Here is a 15,452-nt window from a genome sequence, read left to right on the forward strand (position 1 = left end):
TGCATCGGCCGTCCGCGCCGTCCTGCGCCGGTACGGTCCGGGCATGACTACGCCGCAAGAACGTCTCGGCTCCTGGGAGAGTGCCGGGACCGACCCCGCCGTCGGCCATCCCTTCGACCCCGCTGCCCTCCGGTCGCAGCTGGCACCCGGCGCGCGGGTGCTGGACCTCGGCTGCGGCAGCGGCCGGCGCACGGCCGCGCTCGCCGCACTGGGGTACGCGGCCGAGGGCGTGGACGGGTCGCGGACGCTGGTCGAGCGCGGGCGGCGGGAGCACCCCGGGCTGCCGCTCACGCACTGCCCCGGGCTGCCGCTGCCCTTCGAGGACGGGCGCCACGACGCGGCGCTGCTCTTCGCGGCGCTCGGCCGGGTGGTGCACGACACCGGGCAGCGCGCGCTCCTCGGGGAGCTGGCGCGCGTGGTGCGCCCGGGCGGGCTGGTGCACCTCAGCGACGTACCGCTGCAGACCGATCCGCGCGCGCGTGCCCGGTACGCCGCGTACGAGGACGAGTTCGGGGCTTACGGGGTCTTCCGCACCGAGGACGGCGCGGTGGTGCGGCACCACGAGCCGGAGCAGCTGCGGCGGCTGCTGCGGATGCACGGCTTCGCCGTCGCCGAGGAGCGCACCGACACCGTCGGCGCGCTGCACGGTCACTCCGTACGCCGGCTCCAGCTCATCGCGCGCCGGCAGTCAGCGTGAGCGCCAGGCTGAGGTGGGTGTCGTCGGGGGCCGGGCGGCGGCCCTCGTCCGGCCGCCAGCCGTGCCGGGCGTAGAAGTCGCGGGCCCGGCGGTTGTGCCAGTACACCTGGAGCCGGGCGAGGGGGTGGCCCGCCGCGTGCCAGGCGGCGACGCAGGCGTCGTGCAGCACGCTGCCGACGCCGCTGCGCCAGTGGCCCGGATCGACGTGCAGCTGGCTCAGCTCGACGCCGTCCGGGGGCACGTCCTTGCCGGGCCGGTACGCGGCGACGCCGACCGGCGCGCCGGACCGCTCGGCGCACAGCACCGTCGTCACCGGGCAGGCCAGGGCCCGCTCCCAGGTCTCGCGCGAACGGGCACGTTCGGCGGGCGTGTCCAGGAGCGCTTCGGGCAGCCGGGCGCTGAAGTACCGGGCGCGCGCCCCGGAGTGCAGCGCGGCCAGCGCGTCGAGGTCACGCGGGGCAGCGGCCCGGACGGTGAGGTCCGGGCCGCTCGCGGCATTCCGCACGGTGTCGTGTCCCGTCCGTCCGGCTACGCCTCGCGGACGCCGTCGACCCGGCGGGGCAGGCCGAGCGGGTTCTCCTCGCGCAGCTCGGGCGGCAGCAGCGCGGGCGGGGTGTCCTGGTAGGCGACCGGGCGCAGCCAGCGCTCGATGGCCGTGCCGCCGACGGAGGTGGAGGTGGAGGTGGTCGCCGGGTAGGGGCCGCCGTGGTGCTGGGCGGGGGACACGGCGACGCCGGTGGGCCAGCCGTTGACCACGACGCGCCCGGCGAGGGCGGTGATCTCGGCGAGCAGTTCGCCGCCGCGGCCCTCGCCCGCACCCTCGGCGGTGGAGAGCTGCAGGGTGGCGGTGAGGTTGCCCGGCAGCCGGCCGAGGACGGCGGTCGCCTCGGCGTCGTCGGCGTACCGCGCGACGACGGTCACCGGGCCGAAGCACTCCTCCAGGAGCAGGTCGTGCGGGCCGTCGGCGGCCAGCCGGGCCGCGGGCAGGGTGAGGAAGCCGGCGGACACGGTGTGCTCGCCGCCCGCGCCGGGCGTCACCGGGGCTTCCACGTCGGGGAGCTGGGCGCGGGCCTGCACCCCCGCGAGGAAGGCGTCCCGCATCCGGTGGTCGAGCAGCACGCCCGACTCGGTGTCGCTGACCTTGGCGGTGAGCTCCTTGACCAGCCCGTCGCCGGCCGCGCCTTCGGGCACCAGCACCAGGCCCGGCTTGACGCAGAACTGCCCGACGCCCAGCGTCATCGCGCCGGCCAGGCCCGCGCCGATCTGCTCGGCGCGCTCCTCGACGGCGTCCTGGGTGACCACGACGGGATTGAGGCTGCCGAGCTCGCCGTGGAAGGGGATCGGGTGCGGGCGGGCCGCCGCCGCGTCGTACAGCGCGCGGCCGCCGCGTACCGAGCCGGTGAAGCCGGCGGCGGAGACGAGCGGGTGGCGGACCAGCTCCACGCCCGCGTCGAAGCCGTGCACCAGGCCGACCACGGCCTCGGGGAGGCCGGTCTCGGCGGCGGCGCGGCGCAGCAGGGCCGCGCACAGCTCGGAGGTGGCGGGGTGGTCCGGGTGCGCCTTGACGACGACCGGGCAGCCCGCGGCCAGGGCGCTGGCGGTGTCGCCGCCGGGCACCGAGAAGGCCAGCGGGAAGTTGGAGGCGGAGTAGACCGCGACCACACCCAGCGGGATCTTGTAGCGCCGCAGGTCGGGGCGGGGCGGGGCGAGCTGCGGGTTCGCGTGGTCGATGTGCACGTCGAGGAAGGCGCCCTCGTCGACGATGTCCGCGAACGCGCGCAGTTGGTAGGTGGTCCGGGTCAGTTCTCCGGTGAGGCGGCCCGGGCCGAGCGCGGTCTCGGCGTCGGCGGCCTCGATGACCGCCTCGCCCGCCTGGTCCAGCAGGTCGGCGGCGCGGCGCAGGAAGGCGGCGCGCACGGTCCGGTCGGCGAGCGAGCCGCGGGCTTCGTGCGCGGCGCGTACGGTCGCGTCGACCTCCTCGGCCGTGGCCTCGGCCGCAACCTCCTCGCGCTGCTTCCCGCTGCGGGGGTCGACACTCCAGACTGGTGCTGCCACCGTGCATTCCTCCCGGGCCGAGTACTTCTGCAGTCCGGGCGTTGTTCGATATACTGAACTTCGTCCCGGAGTATGAATACTCTGGGACTCTATGACTGTCCGAACTGAGGGGTCAAGGGCGATGCCGGCTGCCGAGACCGGGGGATCACAGGTCAAGTCCGCGGTGCGGACGGTCGAACTGCTGGAGTACTTCGCGGGCCGCCCCGGGATGCACAGCCTCGCCTCCGTCCAGGAGGCCGTCGGCTATCCGAAGTCCAGCCTCTACATGCTGCTGCGCACGCTCGTCGACCTCGGCTGGGTGGAGACGGACGCCACCGGCACGCGGTACGGCATCGGGGTGCGCGCCCTGCTCGTCGGCACGTCCTACATCGACGGCGACGAGGTCGTGGCCGCCGCCCGGCCCACCCTGGACCGGCTCTCGGACGACACCACCGAGACCATCCACCTGGCCCGCCTGGACGGCACCAACGTCGTCTACCTGGCGACCCGTCAGTCGCAGCACTACCTGCGCCCGTTCACCCGCGTCGGCCGCCGGCTGCCCGCGCACTCCACGTCCCTCGGCAAGGCCCTGCTCGCCACGCACACCGACGAGCAGGTGCGCAAGATGCTCCCGGAGACGCTTCCCTCGCTCACCGAGCACACCACCACCGACCGCGAAGCGCTGATCGAGGAGCTGCACGCGGTACGGGAGCAGGGGTACGCCGTGGACCGCGAGGAGAACACCCTCGGGCTGCGCTGCTTCGGGGTGGCGATCCCGTACCGCACGCCGGCCCGCGACGCCATCAGCTGCTCGGTGCCGGTCGCCCGGCTCACCCCGGCCCACGAGCAGATGGTCAAGGACGCGCTCTTCGACGCCCGGGACCGGCTGACGCTGGCGACGCGCCGCCTGTAGTACTTCCGCCTTCTGCCTTCTGCGCGGCCGTGGCCGCTCAGGCGCCGGAGCCGCTCAGCTCCGTGAGGGCCGTACGGACCTCCTCCAGGTCCACGTCGGACGCCAGGCCCGCGTGGTACAGCCGCAGCTCGTCGGCGCCGGACGCGGCCGCGTGGGCGGCGTCGGCCGCGAGCGTGTCCGGGCTGCCGCCCATGCCCCGGACGACCGTGAAGTTCGCGGCACGGACGCCGCGCCCCGTGAACGGCGCCAGCGCCGCGGCACGGTCCGACGCGCTCCCGGTGCACGGCACGACCACCCCGTCCGCGTGGTCGAAGATCCGCTCGGGGTCGACGCCCGCGTTGGCGCCGCAGCGGTGCGGTGCGGGGTCGGCGTGCAGCAGGACGCGGAAGTCGGGCCCGGCGGCGGCCCGTACGGCGGCCACGGCGTCGCGCTGCAGCCGCGCGGCGGCCCGGTCCCGCCAGCCCGCGACCACCGCCGTGTACTCCTTGCCGAGCGCCTCGGCCACCTCGGCCCACTCCCCCGCACGGTCACCCGCTCCCCCGGCGCCGCCGCCCGCCCACACCGGGGCCAGCGCGCGCACCACGGCGCGGCGCAGCTCTTCGGGGTCGGCGCCCAGCGCCGCGTACCCCTGCCGGCACTCCGTACAGAAGCACAGCGACATCAGGTACTGCGCCGCGCCACTGAGGCCGACGCCGCCGGTCTTGTCGTGCGCGTGCAGGTGGGCGAGGCCGTACCAGCCGCAGGACTCCAGTTCGGTGCCGCGGGTGCAGGGCCGTACGGCGGCCTCGGCGGCCAGGGTGACGAGGTAGTCGTGCACTTCGGGGCGTGCGATGCAGGGCGCCCAGGGGTAGGCGTCCCCGTAGGCGTTGCGGACGACGGACTCCGGGTGCTCGGCGCCCAGCCGGGAGTTGTGCGCCAGCACCACCCAGGAGTGCACCTCCAGGCCCGCGTCGGTGAGCGCCCGGGCGGCCGCCGCGTACGGGTCGGGCCCCGATACCCAGTCCTGCGCATACGGGCGCAGCGCACGGCCGGCCCAACGCCCCGGGGACGGCGGGTAGAGGACGGCGGAGTGCCGGGCGGTGACGACGCGGTGCTCCGGGTGGCGCGGGGTGAGGGCGCGGGTGGAGTGGTAGGCGGCGGCGAGGGTGACCTGCCCGACGCCGAGCCCGGCGATGCGCCGCGCGGCGTCCGGGTCCCCGACGACGTCCCACGGGTAGAGAAAGGCGGCGGCGCGCATCGAGATCCCTTCGAAGAACCACAACCGCAGAGACGCGTACACAGACGCTGTGCAGACGCATCCATGGCCGGTGTCCATGTGAGTGAACGCGACGACGCTAAAACAGCGCACTCTGCGGGTCAAGAGCCCTTACCCGTCCACCATCTTGACCGGAGCACGTCCCTTCTTTACGTTGACGCCCATGACCGCACCCCGCACCGTCCTGCTCACCGGAGCCGCCGGCGGCCTCGGCACCCTGATGCGCGAACTACTGCCCTCGTACGGCTACCGACTGCGGCTCTTCGACCGCCTGCCCATCGAGGGCGAGCCGGACGCGATCGTCGCCGACCTCGCCGACCGGGAGGCGCTGCGCAAGGCGGTGCACGGTGTCGACGCGGTGATCCACCTCGCGGGCATCTCCCTGGAGTCCTCCTTCGAGAAGGTCCTGAAGGCCAACATCGAGGGCACGTACCACCTCTACGAAGCGGCGCGCGAGGAAGGCGTGCGGCGGATCGTCTTCGCCTCCTCCAACCACGCCGTCGGCTTCACGCCGCGCCCGCGCGACGGCTCGGCCGCGATATCCGTGAACACCCCGCGCCGCCCCGACACCTTCTACGGGCTGTCCAAGGGCTTCGGCGAGGACCTGGCCGCGCTCTACTGGGACCTGCACGGCATGGAGACCGTCTCCGTCCGCATCGGGTCCTGCTTCCCGCGCCCCACGTCCGTGCGGATGCTGTCGATCTGGATGAGCCCCGCCGACTGCGCCCGGCTCCTCCACGCGGCCCTCACCGCCGAGGAGGTCGGCCACACCGTCGTCTACGGCTCCTCCGCCAACACCCGGCTGTGGTGGGACCTGAGCAGCGCCCGCGCGCTCGGCTACGAGCCGCAGGACGACTCCGAGGAGTACGCCGCCGAACTCCTCGCCGCGCAGGGCGAGCTGGACCCGGAGAACCCCGAACACGCGCACCTGGGCGGCGCGTTCTGCACGGACCCGCCGATCTGGCCGTACTGAGGTCCGCCGCCCGTCGGTGGCCGATGGCGGCCGGTGTCGGCTGGTCGTGGCCGGTGGTGGCATACCGCACGGAACTTCGGGCGGTGTCCTCGCGTCCTTGAAGGCGTAACAACCCCTTGCAGGAACGAGGAACACCATCATGGGCATCGTCAGCTGGCTCGTACTGGGGCTGGTCGCCGGCGTCATCGCCAAGGTCCTGCTGCCTGGACGGGACCCGGGCGGCCTGGTCGGCACCACCCTGACCGGCATCGTGGGCTCCTTCGTGGGCGGCTGGCTCTCCACGAAGTTCCTCGACCGCCCGATACCGAAGGACTTCTTCGACCCGGCCATGTGGGTCGCCTCCATCGCCGGCGCCCTGGTCCTGCTGATCATCTACCGGCTGCTCTTCGGGAACTCCCGCGCCCGGAACTGATACGGCGCGCCTCGGTACTGAGGCGCGCGTCCCACGGCCGGCGGAGGATCGAGCGGGTAATGGAACCGTAAAGCGGTGCCGGTCGTTACTGGGGGCATGACCGCTATGACTCCTGGCTCGAATCTCCCGCTCTCCGCAGCGCGGGTCGCGGTGGACGTCACCGCTCCCGTGCGGCTGGACGTGTCGGGCCTGCTGCTGACCCCCGACGGCAAGGTCCGCTCCGACGACGACTTCGTCTTCTACAACCAACCGAGCGGTCCGGGCGTGACCCACACCGCGGGCACGAGCGGCGGCGGCGACACGATCACGGTGGACACCGCCGCCGTGCCGCCCGGCATCGACAAGATCGTCGTCACGGCGAGCCTCGACGCGCCGGGCGCCACCTTCGCCGGCACGGAGCCGACGGCGACGGTCCGCAGCGCCGACGACGGCAGCGTGCTCGCCACGTTCACCCCGCCCCAGCTGGGCTCCGAGACCGCCCTGGTGGTGGTCGAGGTGTACCGCCGCGGCGACGCCTGGAAGGTCCGCGCGGTGGGCCAGGGCTATGCGAACGGCCTGGCGGGCATCGCCACGGACTTCGGCGTCAGCGTCGAGGAGCCCGCGGCGCCGGTCGCGGCGCCCGTCGCGCCGCAGCAGCCCGCCACGCCCCCGGCGCCGCCGCACCCGGGCGCGCCGAGCGCCGGCCAGTGGGGCCCGCCCACCGGCGCCCCCGCCCCGCTCGCCCCGCCGACCGCCGTCCCCGGCGCCCCGGGCTCCCTGGGCACCCCCGCGCCGCCGCCGGCCCCGGCACCGTCCCCCGCCAGTGCGGGGAAGATCAACCTCGACAAGGGCCGCGTCAGCCTCCAGAAGAACCAGACCGTCTCCCTGGTCAAGGGCGGCCAACCGCTGCTCTCCTCCGTCCGGATGGGCCTCGGCTGGGAGCCCGCGTTCCGCAGCAAGGACATCGACCTCGACGCGTCAGTGATCGCGTACGGCCCGGACCGCAAAAAGATCGACAACTGCTTCTTCGGCAAGCTCGCGATCCTCAACGGCGCGATCCAGCACTCCGGGGACAACCTCACGGGTGAGGGCGCGGGCGACGACGAGGCGATCACGGTCCACCTCGGCGGCCTCCCCCCGGAGGTCACGGGCCTGGTCTTCACGGTGAACTCCTTCTCGGGCCAGAAGTTCACCGACGTCGCCAAGGCGTACTGCCGCCTGCTGGACGCCCAGTCCGGCGAGGAGCTGGTCCGCTTCGACCTGACCGGCTCGGAGAAGCGGACGGGCGTACTGATGGCCAAGCTGATCCGGCAGTACAGCGGCGAGTGGGAGATGACGGCCCTGGGCGAGTTCGTCGACTCCCGCACGGTCCGCGGCATGGTCAAACCGGCCGCCCAGGCGCTCTGACGGAGGCGAGTCGCTCCGCACGGAGGTCGGCGACGAGGGCAGCGTCCTCGACCGCACAAGCCAGGTACTGGACGGCCCTGCACAGTTCCGTCCTGGAGGCTGCCGAGTCGCCGACCAGCGCGCGAGCCCGGGACACGTCGGCCTTCGCCGTGCCCAGGATCTCGGCCTCCATGACATCGGCCAGGTGATTCACGATGCCGTCGCCCAACGGCACGTAGGCCGCCCGCCCTTCCTCGGTCCACGGCAGCCGTCGTAGGGTCTCCATGTCGTCGCTCCTTCGTAGCGTCGGCCATGCCCCGGGGCCGGGTGCGATCCGGCCGCCGGGGCCCTTTCGGGCCCAACCTTACGCGGTATCGCGGTTACGCGGTAGCACGCTGACGCGGCTCCGCGCACGCTGTAGGTATGGACCTTGATCGCTCAGTGCCGGTCTGGCCGCAAGTGGCCGCTGACCTCCGCCGTCGTCTCGATGCCGGAGAGTGGGACCTTGGTGAACGCTTCCCCGGCACGGTCACGCTGGCCGCTGAGTACCGCGTAACCCAGTCGACGGTCCAGAAGGCCGTCGTTCAGCTCCGTAAGGAGGGCCGCCTGCGCACGGTCCTGGGTGCCGGCAGCTACGTCACGGGTTGAGCGACCCCGCGACCCAGCTCGGCCACCGCCGCCAGCCGTCGGTAAGAGTCGAGCTGCGCGGCGCGGTCGTACGTGCTCGTGGTGACCAGTAGTTCGTCGGCGCCTGTGGTGGCGAGCAGGTCGGTGACGGCCGGGCGGATCTCGGTTTCCGTGCCGTGGATCTGGCCGGCCAGCGCCGCCTCGTAGAGCTGCCGCTCCTTGGCGGTCATCGTGGACTCGCGGGCGAGTACGGCCTCGGCCGGCTCCAGCGGCGGGAAGACCCCGTGCGTCCGGGAGTACGCCATCGACCACGCCTCCGGGAGCAGCAGCCGGCGGGCCTCCTCCGTGGTGGCGGCCACCGCGACGGTCGCGGAGACGACGACGTACGGCCGTTCCCAGAGCGGGGAGGGCCGGAAGGCCGCCCGGTAGCGCTCGACGGCACGCACCAGCGCCTCCCGGCCGCGCACGTCGCCGATCACCAGCGCGAGCCCGGCCTCCGCGGCGATGTCCGCGCCCGCCCCGGTGGCCAGCACGAACGCGGGGACGGTCAGTCCTTCGGCGGGCCGGGCGTGGACCTGCGGGTGGGCGGTCTGGGTGCCGGTGAACCAGCCGGTCAGCTCGGCGAGCCGGGCGCCGAAGTCCGCCGTGGCGTCCTTGCCGCTGCCCAGCGCCCGGCGGATGCCGTCGGTGAAGCCGACCGAGCGGCCCAGGCCCATGTCGATCCGGCCGGGGAAGAGCGAGGCGAGCACGCCGAACTGCTCGGCGACGACCAGCGGCCGGTGGTTGGGCAGCATCACGCCGCCGGTACCGACACGGATCCGCTCCGTGGCCGCGGCGACGGCCGCGGCGAGGACGGTGGGCGCGGAACCGGCCACACCCGGCACGCTGTGGTGCTCGGAGACCCAGAAGCGGTGGTAGCCGAGCTTCTCCGCCTGCTGGGCGAAGCGCACGGTTTCCTGGAGGGCTTCGGCCTGCGGCCGTCCGGCTCTGGTGCGGGACCGGTCCAGGACCGAGAATCGTGGGGCCGCTGTCGTCGAGTTCACCTTCCGTACAACGTTTTCCGCCGCCCAGGATTCCGGACGTCCGGCGGGCCGCCCCGGCGTCCCGGCGTCCGCCCGGCCGCACGCGAGGAGCCCGGATGCCCGCCGACCAGCCACCCGAAGTCCCCGCCCCCTCCCCCGCGCCCGTCCCCGCCCCTGTCGACGAGATCTACGGGACCTTCGACCTCAGTCATGTGCCCGCGTTCGCCGGTGGGTTCATCAACTTCGGGTACTGGGCGGACGCGCCGAAGGACGGTCCGCTGACCGAAGGCGACCGGATCCGTACGGAGCAGGAGCTGTACCGACTGGTCCTGCGCGCGTTCGAGCGTACGGAGGGGCAGGACGCCGTCGAGGTCGGCTGCGGGCTGGGGCTCGGCTCGGCCCTCGCCCTGTGCGAGTACGGCTTCGGCTCGGTCCTGGGGGTGGACGTGCATCCGGACCAGGTCGCCCGGGCACGGGAGCGGAACGCCGCTGTACGCGACGCGCACCCGGGGCGGCTGGACTACCGGCGCGGCGCGGCCGAGCGGCTGCCGCTGCCGGACGCCTCGGTGGACTGCCTGTTCTCCGTCGAGGCCGCCCAGCACTTCCCCGACGTGCCCGGCTTCGCGCGCGAGGCGGCGCGGGTGCTGCGCGCGGGCGGCCGGCTGGTGCTGACGACGTTCCTGGCCACCCACCAGGAGGCCGCCCGCGCGCTGCCCGGACTGCTGCCCACCTACGCCGACGGCCTGGACCTCGCCCACGTGGCGGACGACGTGACCGCCACGCTGGCGGCGGCCGGGCTGTCGGAGTTGCGGATCCGGACGATCGGGGAATCGGTGTGGGCCGCGTACGACCGGTACCTCGGCCAGGTCCCCGAGCTGCGCGACCTGTGGCCGCGCCGGTTCCTGACCGCGTACGAGAAGGGGCTGCTGGACTACTACGTGCTCACCGCCGACCGGCCGGAGAGCCCGGAAACCGGCTGATCCGGCCGGGCCGGGCTCCCCCCGGCCCGGCCGGTCGGGCGACCGGTCAGCGCTGCCGCCGCCAAGGACCGGTGATCGCGAGCATGATGCCCGGCTCCTGGATGTTGGCGAACAGGGTCTTCCCGTCGGGCGAGAAGACGGGCCCGGTGAACTCGCTGTACTCCGGCTCCTCCGCGGTGCCGATGTTCAGCTCGTTGCGCGCGACGGGGTAGGTCCGGCCGTCCTCGGTGGCGCCGAACAGGTGCTGCACGCCCTCGCCGTCCTCGGCGATGATCAGCCCGCCGTAGGGCGAGACGCTGATGTTGTCGGGGCCGTCGAAGGCGCCGTCCTGCTCGGGGTGCGGGTTGACGCCGAAGCGGACCTTCAGGGTCAGCGTGCGGCGCGCCGGGTTGTAGAACCACACCTGGCCGTCGTGCTGGACCGGGCTCTCCTCGCGGGCGAAGGAGGAGACGACGTACACGCCGCCGTCCGCCCACCACATGCCCTCCAGCTTGCGGGCGCGGGTGACCTCGCCGTCCTTGAACTGCTTGCGCACCGAAGTGGTGCGGGCGTCCCGGTCCGGGACCTCGACCCAGTCCACGCCGTAGACGGTGCCGGGCTCGGTCGCCCGGGAGAGGTCGTCGACGAAGCGGCCGCCGGAGTCGAAGCACTTGAACGCGGCGAGCACACCGGCATTGTCGGCCAGAGTGCGCAGCTGCCCGCGGCCGTGCTTGAAGCCCTGCGGCGGGGTCCAGCGGTAGAGCAGGCCGTTCGGGCCGGAGGCGTCCTCGGTGAGGAAGACATGACCGCGCTTGGGGTCGACGACGACGGCCTCGTGCGGGTACCGGCCGAACGCCTTGACGGGCTTGGGGTCCCGGTTGGCCTTCTGGTCGTACGGGTCGACCTCGAAGACGTACCCGTGATCCTTGGTCATGCCGTGGTCGCCGGCCTTGTCCTCGGTCTCCTCACCGGACAGCCAGGTGCCCCAAGGTGTGCGGCCGCCCGCACAGTTGGTGGAGGTGCCGGCGATGCCCACCCACTCGCTCACGTGCGAGCCGTCGTGCGCGACCTCGACGACCGTGCAGCCGCCGGACGCGGCCGGGTCGTAGACGTGGCCCCGGGTGAGCGGCACCGGGTGCGGCCAGTCGGCGCGCGGACCCTTGAGCTCGTGGTTGTTCACGAGCAGGGTCGCGCCGCGCTGACCCTCGAAGGTGGCGGTGCCGTCGTGGTTGGAGGGCGTGTACTCGCCGCTCTCCAGCTTGGTGACGCCGGTCCGGGTGATGATCTTGTAGCTGAAGCCGGCGGGCAGCGCGAGAATGCCCTTCGGGTCCTCGATCAGCGGGCCGTAGCCGAGGCGCGCGCCGTCCTGACCTGCGGGAACGTGCTGCGCCTCCGCGCCGACGGCGCCGGGCGCGGTGGCCAGCACCCCGACGCTGCCGGCCAGCGCCACTCCGGCGCCGGTGTACGCGGAGCGCTTGGCGAAGTCCCTGCGGGTGAGCGGCATTGTCGTCTCCAAGATGGCCGGTTCCTAGTCCCCTGTGTCTGCGCGGCACACGTTCCCGTGCGTCGCCGAACACCAGTTGAACGGGACACGACGTCCAGGAACCGTTTCTCCGCACGACGGAGAACCATGGCAAAGAAGGTCATCCACGGCATCCCACCGCCAACTACAAGATTTCTGGCTTTCCGCCTTGACCGCCGCGTTGCCCGGCAATAGACAGTGCCTACCCACGCACACGCGGTCCCCGCCCCGGGAGCCGTCGCCCGCCTGCCCGGCGCGCGCACGGCCGGGCGCCGGGTCGCCCACCGGGGAAGAGGTGGTCTGGTGTGAACCAGCCCGAGATGATGCGCGGCCCCACCGGCGGACAGGTCCCTGACACCGCACGCCAACAGGCGCTGGCGGACTTCATGAACCCGCAGCACCCGCTCGCCAACGTCGTCGGCTTCGGCCACGGCGTGAAGTGGACGGGCGGCGAGCCGACGGGCGAGGAAGCGGTCCTGGTCTTCGTGACCCAGAAGGTCCCCGAGTCGGTGCTGTCCGAACGGGACGTGGTCCCGCACGAGATGGACGACGGCACGCCGACGGACGTGGTGGCCGTCGGCCACGTCGCGGCCCAGCACCCCCGCCTCACCGCACCGGGCGGCACGGAGGAGCAGTCCGGCTTCGGCCCCGACGGCGGTACTTCACTGCTGGACCGGCCGCTGCTGGACGAGCTGGGCCGGGAACTCGGCCGGCTCCGCACGGCCGCCGAGCCGCAGCGCCTCACCCGCAAGATCCGCCCGTGCCCGGCCGGCTTCTCGGTCGGCAGCGTGCGGATCACCGCGGGCACGCTCGGCAGCGTGGTCTACGACCTGCTGCCCGACGCGCAGATCAACCCGCCGGAGCCCGGCACCGGCATCCCGGCGACGTACTACATCATGAGCAACAACCACGTGCTCGCGGACGCCAACCGGGCGCCGCTGGGCACCCCCGTGGTGCAGCCCGGCCCCGCGGACGGCGGCCTCGACCCGGCCGACCGGATCGGCACGCTGACCCGCTTCGTCGCGATCCAGTTCGCGCCGCAGGTCCCGCTGACGCAGCAGAACAACATCGTGGACGCGGCGCTGGCGAAGGTGGAGTTCCACGACGCCACCCGCCAGCAGTACTTCAACGGCCCGCCGCGGGCCTGGCGGCGCAAGACACAGGTGGCGGTGGGCGACCGGGTGAAGAAGGTCGGCCGGACCACCAACCTGACGATCGGCCGGATCCTCTCCACCGACGCGACCATCGACGTCTCGTACGGCACGGCCGGCACCGCGCGCTTCAAGGACCAGATCATCACCACCAACATGTCGGCAGGCGGGGACTCCGGTTCCCTGATCACCTCGGTCGACAATGTCGCCGTCGGGCTGCTCTTCGCGGGGTCGCAGCAGGTCACGATCGCGAACCACATCGAGAACGTCCGCGCGCTGCTGCGCGTCGAGATCGCCGAGCAACTGGCCTGACGGGGAGCGAAGCCATGACGAGCGCAGCCAGGAAGCAGGGCCAGGGGCGGGAGCACCGGTTCATCAACGCCCAGGGCTCCGAGGTCAAGACGCGCGACGAGGCCTTCGCCGCGCAGCGCGACGTATCGGCCGAGGCGCTGCGGGTCACCGCGAAGATGCGGCTCAACAACGGAGCGCTCACCTTCGACATGGAGGTGACCTACAACCCCAACACCTACCCGCACGTCGTCACCGGCGGCCGGATCACCTCCGGCATCTGCGGCGCCCCGTGGGACATCACCGGCGGCGAGCTCGGCCCCCGGCTGGTGCTGCGGGCCGCACGCCCCGGCGGATCGGGCACCTGTGCCCAGAGCATGACGGTCGTCGGCCAGTTCCAGGTGCCGCTGTCCTACCGCGGTACGTACGGCTTCAACGGCCAGTCCGCGTCCTTCCCGCACACGACGCAGTACTTGTGCTGAGGGCCCCGACGGACCGGCGGCCCGCCGGGACCACCCAGTACCGACGGGCCGTCAGCCGTCCTTCTTGGAGCGGGCCTTGAAGGCCGCCTTGCGGGCCTCCTTGGCCGCCTTCTTGTCCGGGTGCAGCCGGCCCATCGCCTCCAGGACGTCGGCGGTGGCCGGGTGGTCGACCCGCCAGACCGCGTCGAAGAAGCCGGTGTGCTGACCGACCAGCCCCTCGACCAGGTCCCGCAGCTCTGCCGCGTCCTCGTCGGCGGTGCCCAGCTGCGCCGCGAGGGTGTCCACGGTCAGCCAGAAGATCATCTCCTGGGAGGGCTCGGGGATGCCGGCCGCGCCGTGCTCGGCCAGCCAGACCCGGGCCAGCCCGCCCAGCTGCCGGTCGTCCAGTACCTCGCGGAGCGCGGGCTCGGCCTCCGGGCCGACCAGCGACAGGGTCTGCTGGCAGGCGAGCCGGCGCTGCGGCGCCCGGTCGTCGTCGCCGCGCGCGGCGGCCAGCAGGTCCCGGGCCGCGGTCAGGCCGTCGCGGGCCGCGAGCCACTGCTCGGACTCGGCCTGCGCCAGCGTCTCGGGGTAGTCGGGCAGCGCGCCGAGCAGCACGTCGGCGCCCTTGCCCGCGAGGTCGCCGACGGCCGGGGCCTCGACGCCCGCGTCCAGCATCCGCGCGCGGACCGCGTACATGCCGAGCGGGGTGAGCCGGACCATGCCGTACCGGCTGACGTCCTCCTCCTCCAGCGGCTCGGCGGACCGTACGGTCTCGCCGTCCTCGTCCAGCTCCTCGATGAGCGCCTCGTCCACCGGCTGGTACGCGACCAGGCCGATCGGCTCCAGCACCCGGAACTGGTCGTCCAGGCGCATCATCGCCTCGGAGACCTCTTCGAGGATGTCGTCGGTGGGCTCGTCCATGTCGGCCGGGACGATCATGGAAGCGGCGAGCGCCGGCAGCGGCACGCTCTGCTCCGGGTCCTCGGCCAGCGCGCAGAGCATGTAGAGGTTGCCGAGGATGCCGTCCAGCAGCTCGGCCTCGTCCTCCGGATTCCAGTCGATGGAGTCCAGGTCCAGCTCGCCGCCCTCGGCGATCTGCTCCACGAGGTCGCCGAGGTCGGGCGCCGCGGCGTCGGCCAGTACGGTCTCCATGCCGCCGAGCCAGATGGCCAGCACGTCCTGGGGGCTGCCGGCGGTCAGCAGGCGCAGCTCCTCGCCGGGCGTGGCGGTGCCGGAGGGGGCGCCGTCGGGCAGGTCCTCGTCCTCGCCCGCGTGCTCGTCGATCTCGACCAGGCCGGTGTCCACGGCCAGCTGCCACGCCTCGGCGGCGTAGCCGGTGCCGTCCTCGTCGACGGCCAGGCCGAGGTGGACGGCGGCCTCGGCGAGCTGCTCTTCGAGGAGGTCGCCGCCGACGCCGACCGGTACCTCGCGCTCGGCCCAGCGGGCGAGCTTCGCCGCTCGGGCGAAGAGGGGGGCGCTCAGCGCGTCCCTGGCCAGCTCCGCTTCGGGGTGCAGCCGCACCGGGGGAAGGGTGGGGCGCTCGTCGGACATCTAAGGTTCAGCTCCTCGGGCGGACTACTGCTGGTGCGTCGCCAAGCGTAGACGGAATCGTGATGATCCCGGGCTGTTCACCGGCCCGCCCGGTCCACCTTGACGGGCGGTTCACCGGCCCGCCCGGCGCCGTGCACCGGGCGAGTATTGACAACTACCGGCGGCACACAAGAGATTGACGCGCGTAGCGGACCGTCTCCGATACGCAGTTCCTCCCTC

At 73.3% G+C, this 15,452-nt stretch carries 16 protein-coding genes; 9 read left to right on the plus strand and 7 right to left on the minus strand.

Annotated features, from left to right (window positions below):
• The first annotated feature begins 43 nt into the window (after positions 1-43).
• Complete coding sequence (locus ACZ4MH_RS29605) at positions 44-697, plus strand: class I SAM-dependent methyltransferase (protein ID WP_351587720.1); 654 nt, start codon at positions 44-46, stop codon at positions 695-697.
• Here the strand turns inward: ACZ4MH_RS29605 and ACZ4MH_RS29610 are convergent.
• Both ACZ4MH_RS29610 and ACZ4MH_RS29615 read right to left on the minus strand, forming a co-directional pair.
• The gene (locus ACZ4MH_RS29610; RefSeq protein ID WP_351587717.1) at positions 672-1,202 is read right to left on the minus strand and encodes a GNAT family N-acetyltransferase; all 531 of its coding nucleotides are present in this window, start codon (positions 1,200-1,202) and stop codon (positions 672-674) included. The genes ACZ4MH_RS29605 and ACZ4MH_RS29610 overlap by 26 nt on opposite strands.
• A gap of 23 nt (positions 1,203-1,225) precedes the next feature.
• Positions 1,226-2,752, minus strand: a complete 1,527-nt coding sequence (locus tag ACZ4MH_RS29615; RefSeq protein ID WP_351587714.1) for an aldehyde dehydrogenase (NADP(+)) — start codon at positions 2,750-2,752, stop codon at positions 1,226-1,228.
• 121 nt (positions 2,753-2,873) lie between these two features.
• Between ACZ4MH_RS29615 and ACZ4MH_RS29620 the strand changes: the two genes are divergently transcribed.
• Entirely contained in the window at positions 2,874-3,644 is a 771-nt protein-coding gene (locus ACZ4MH_RS29620; protein WP_351587711.1) for an IclR family transcriptional regulator, read from the plus strand.
• A gap of 37 nt (positions 3,645-3,681) precedes the next feature.
• Here ACZ4MH_RS29620 and ACZ4MH_RS29625 read toward each other — a convergent pair whose 3' ends face one another.
• A complete protein-coding gene (locus tag ACZ4MH_RS29625; RefSeq protein WP_351587708.1) occupies positions 3,682-4,881 on the minus strand; it encodes a hypothetical protein in 1,200 nt (399 codons plus the stop codon).
• 181 nt (positions 4,882-5,062) lie between these two features.
• On the opposite strand from ACZ4MH_RS29625, the gene ACZ4MH_RS29630 reads away from it, so the two are divergent.
• From ACZ4MH_RS29630 to ACZ4MH_RS29640, 3 genes are all read left to right on the plus strand, one after another.
• A complete protein-coding gene (locus ACZ4MH_RS29630; RefSeq protein ID WP_351587706.1) occupies positions 5,063-5,872 on the plus strand; it encodes an NAD-dependent epimerase/dehydratase family protein in 810 nt (269 codons plus the stop codon).
• A 139-nt stretch (positions 5,873-6,011) separates the two neighbouring features.
• A complete protein-coding gene (locus ACZ4MH_RS29635) occupies positions 6,012-6,284 on the plus strand; it encodes a GlsB/YeaQ/YmgE family stress response membrane protein (RefSeq protein ID WP_351587703.1) in 273 nt (90 codons plus the stop codon).
• 105 nt (positions 6,285-6,389) lie between these two features.
• Positions 6,390-7,670 carry a TerD family protein gene (locus ACZ4MH_RS29640; RefSeq protein ID WP_351587782.1) on the plus strand — a complete coding sequence of 427 codons (1,281 nt, stop codon included), beginning with the start codon at positions 6,390-6,392 and terminating at the stop codon, positions 7,668-7,670.
• Here the strand turns inward: ACZ4MH_RS29640 and ACZ4MH_RS29645 are convergent.
• Positions 7,645-7,935, minus strand: coding sequence for a hypothetical protein (locus ACZ4MH_RS29645; RefSeq protein ID WP_351587701.1), 291 nt, complete (start codon positions 7,933-7,935; stop codon positions 7,645-7,647). The two genes, ACZ4MH_RS29640 and ACZ4MH_RS29645, sit on opposite strands and share 26 nt — an antisense overlap.
• Before the next feature lie 137 nt (positions 7,936-8,072).
• Between ACZ4MH_RS29645 and ACZ4MH_RS29650 the strand changes: the two genes are divergently transcribed.
• Positions 8,073-8,297, plus strand: a complete 225-nt coding sequence (locus ACZ4MH_RS29650; RefSeq protein ID WP_351587698.1) for a GntR family transcriptional regulator — start codon at positions 8,073-8,075, stop codon at positions 8,295-8,297.
• On the opposite strand, the gene ACZ4MH_RS29655 is transcribed toward ACZ4MH_RS29650, so the two are convergent.
• The gene (locus ACZ4MH_RS29655; protein ID WP_351587695.1) at positions 8,282-9,319 is read right to left on the minus strand and encodes an MsnO8 family LLM class oxidoreductase; all 1,038 of its coding nucleotides are present in this window, start codon (positions 9,317-9,319) and stop codon (positions 8,282-8,284) included. The two genes, ACZ4MH_RS29650 and ACZ4MH_RS29655, sit on opposite strands and share 16 nt — an antisense overlap.
• Before the next feature lie 95 nt (positions 9,320-9,414).
• Between ACZ4MH_RS29655 and ACZ4MH_RS29660 the strand changes: the two genes are divergently transcribed.
• On the plus strand, positions 9,415-10,278 hold the full coding sequence (locus ACZ4MH_RS29660; RefSeq protein ID WP_351587692.1) for a class I SAM-dependent methyltransferase: 864 nt from the start codon (positions 9,415-9,417) through the stop codon (positions 10,276-10,278).
• 46 nt (positions 10,279-10,324) lie between these two features.
• Here ACZ4MH_RS29660 and ACZ4MH_RS29665 read toward each other — a convergent pair whose 3' ends face one another.
• Entirely contained in the window at positions 10,325-11,761 is a 1,437-nt protein-coding gene (locus ACZ4MH_RS29665; protein ID WP_351587779.1) for an alkaline phosphatase PhoX, read from the minus strand.
• 323 nt (positions 11,762-12,084) lie between these two features.
• Between ACZ4MH_RS29665 and ACZ4MH_RS29670 the strand changes: the two genes are divergently transcribed.
• Both ACZ4MH_RS29670 and ACZ4MH_RS29675 read left to right on the plus strand, forming a co-directional pair.
• Positions 12,085-13,242 (plus strand): chymotrypsin family serine protease, encoded by a 1,158-nt coding sequence (locus tag ACZ4MH_RS29670; protein ID WP_351587689.1) that lies wholly within the window; start codon positions 12,085-12,087, stop codon positions 13,240-13,242.
• A gap of 14 nt (positions 13,243-13,256) precedes the next feature.
• A complete protein-coding gene (locus tag ACZ4MH_RS29675; RefSeq protein ID WP_351587687.1) occupies positions 13,257-13,700 on the plus strand; it encodes a hypothetical protein in 444 nt (147 codons plus the stop codon).
• A gap of 51 nt (positions 13,701-13,751) precedes the next feature.
• On the opposite strand, the gene ACZ4MH_RS29680 is transcribed toward ACZ4MH_RS29675, so the two are convergent.
• Positions 13,752-15,233, minus strand: coding sequence for a hypothetical protein (locus ACZ4MH_RS29680; protein WP_351587684.1), 1,482 nt, complete (start codon positions 15,231-15,233; stop codon positions 13,752-13,754).
• Positions 15,234-15,452: the final 219 nt, after the last annotated feature.

Source organism: Streptomyces sp. NPDC026301 (assembly GCF_055567935.1).

Bases quoted from the DNA above. Each gene is read 5' to 3' on its own strand.
- ACZ4MH_RS29605 (WP_351587720.1), top strand. From the start codon at position 44: ATGACTACGCCGCAAGAACGTCTCGGCTCCTGGGAGAGTGCCGGGACC.
- ACZ4MH_RS29620 (WP_351587711.1), top strand. From the start codon at position 2,874: ATGCCGGCTGCCGAGACCGGGGGATCACAGGTCAAGTCCGCGGTGCGG.
- ACZ4MH_RS29625 (WP_351587708.1), bottom strand. From the start codon at position 4,881: ATGCGCGCCGCCGCCTTTCTCTACCCGTGGGACGTCGTCGGGGACCCG.
- ACZ4MH_RS29630 (WP_351587706.1), top strand. From the start codon at position 5,063: ATGACCGCACCCCGCACCGTCCTGCTCACCGGAGCCGCCGGCGGCCTC.
- ACZ4MH_RS29635 (WP_351587703.1), top strand. From the start codon at position 6,012: ATGGGCATCGTCAGCTGGCTCGTACTGGGGCTGGTCGCCGGCGTCATC.
- ACZ4MH_RS29640 (WP_351587782.1), top strand. From the start codon at position 6,390: ATGACTCCTGGCTCGAATCTCCCGCTCTCCGCAGCGCGGGTCGCGGTG.
- ACZ4MH_RS29645 (WP_351587701.1), bottom strand. From the start codon at position 7,935: ATGGAGACCCTACGACGGCTGCCGTGGACCGAGGAAGGGCGGGCGGCC.
- ACZ4MH_RS29650 (WP_351587698.1), top strand. From the start codon at position 8,073: ATGGACCTTGATCGCTCAGTGCCGGTCTGGCCGCAAGTGGCCGCTGAC.
- ACZ4MH_RS29660 (WP_351587692.1), top strand. From the start codon at position 9,415: ATGCCCGCCGACCAGCCACCCGAAGTCCCCGCCCCCTCCCCCGCGCCC.
- ACZ4MH_RS29665 (WP_351587779.1), bottom strand. From the start codon at position 11,761: ATGCCGCTCACCCGCAGGGACTTCGCCAAGCGCTCCGCGTACACCGGC.
- ACZ4MH_RS29675 (WP_351587687.1), top strand. From the start codon at position 13,257: ATGACGAGCGCAGCCAGGAAGCAGGGCCAGGGGCGGGAGCACCGGTTC.
- ACZ4MH_RS29680 (WP_351587684.1), bottom strand. From the start codon at position 15,233: ATGTCCGACGAGCGCCCCACCCTTCCCCCGGTGCGGCTGCACCCCGAA.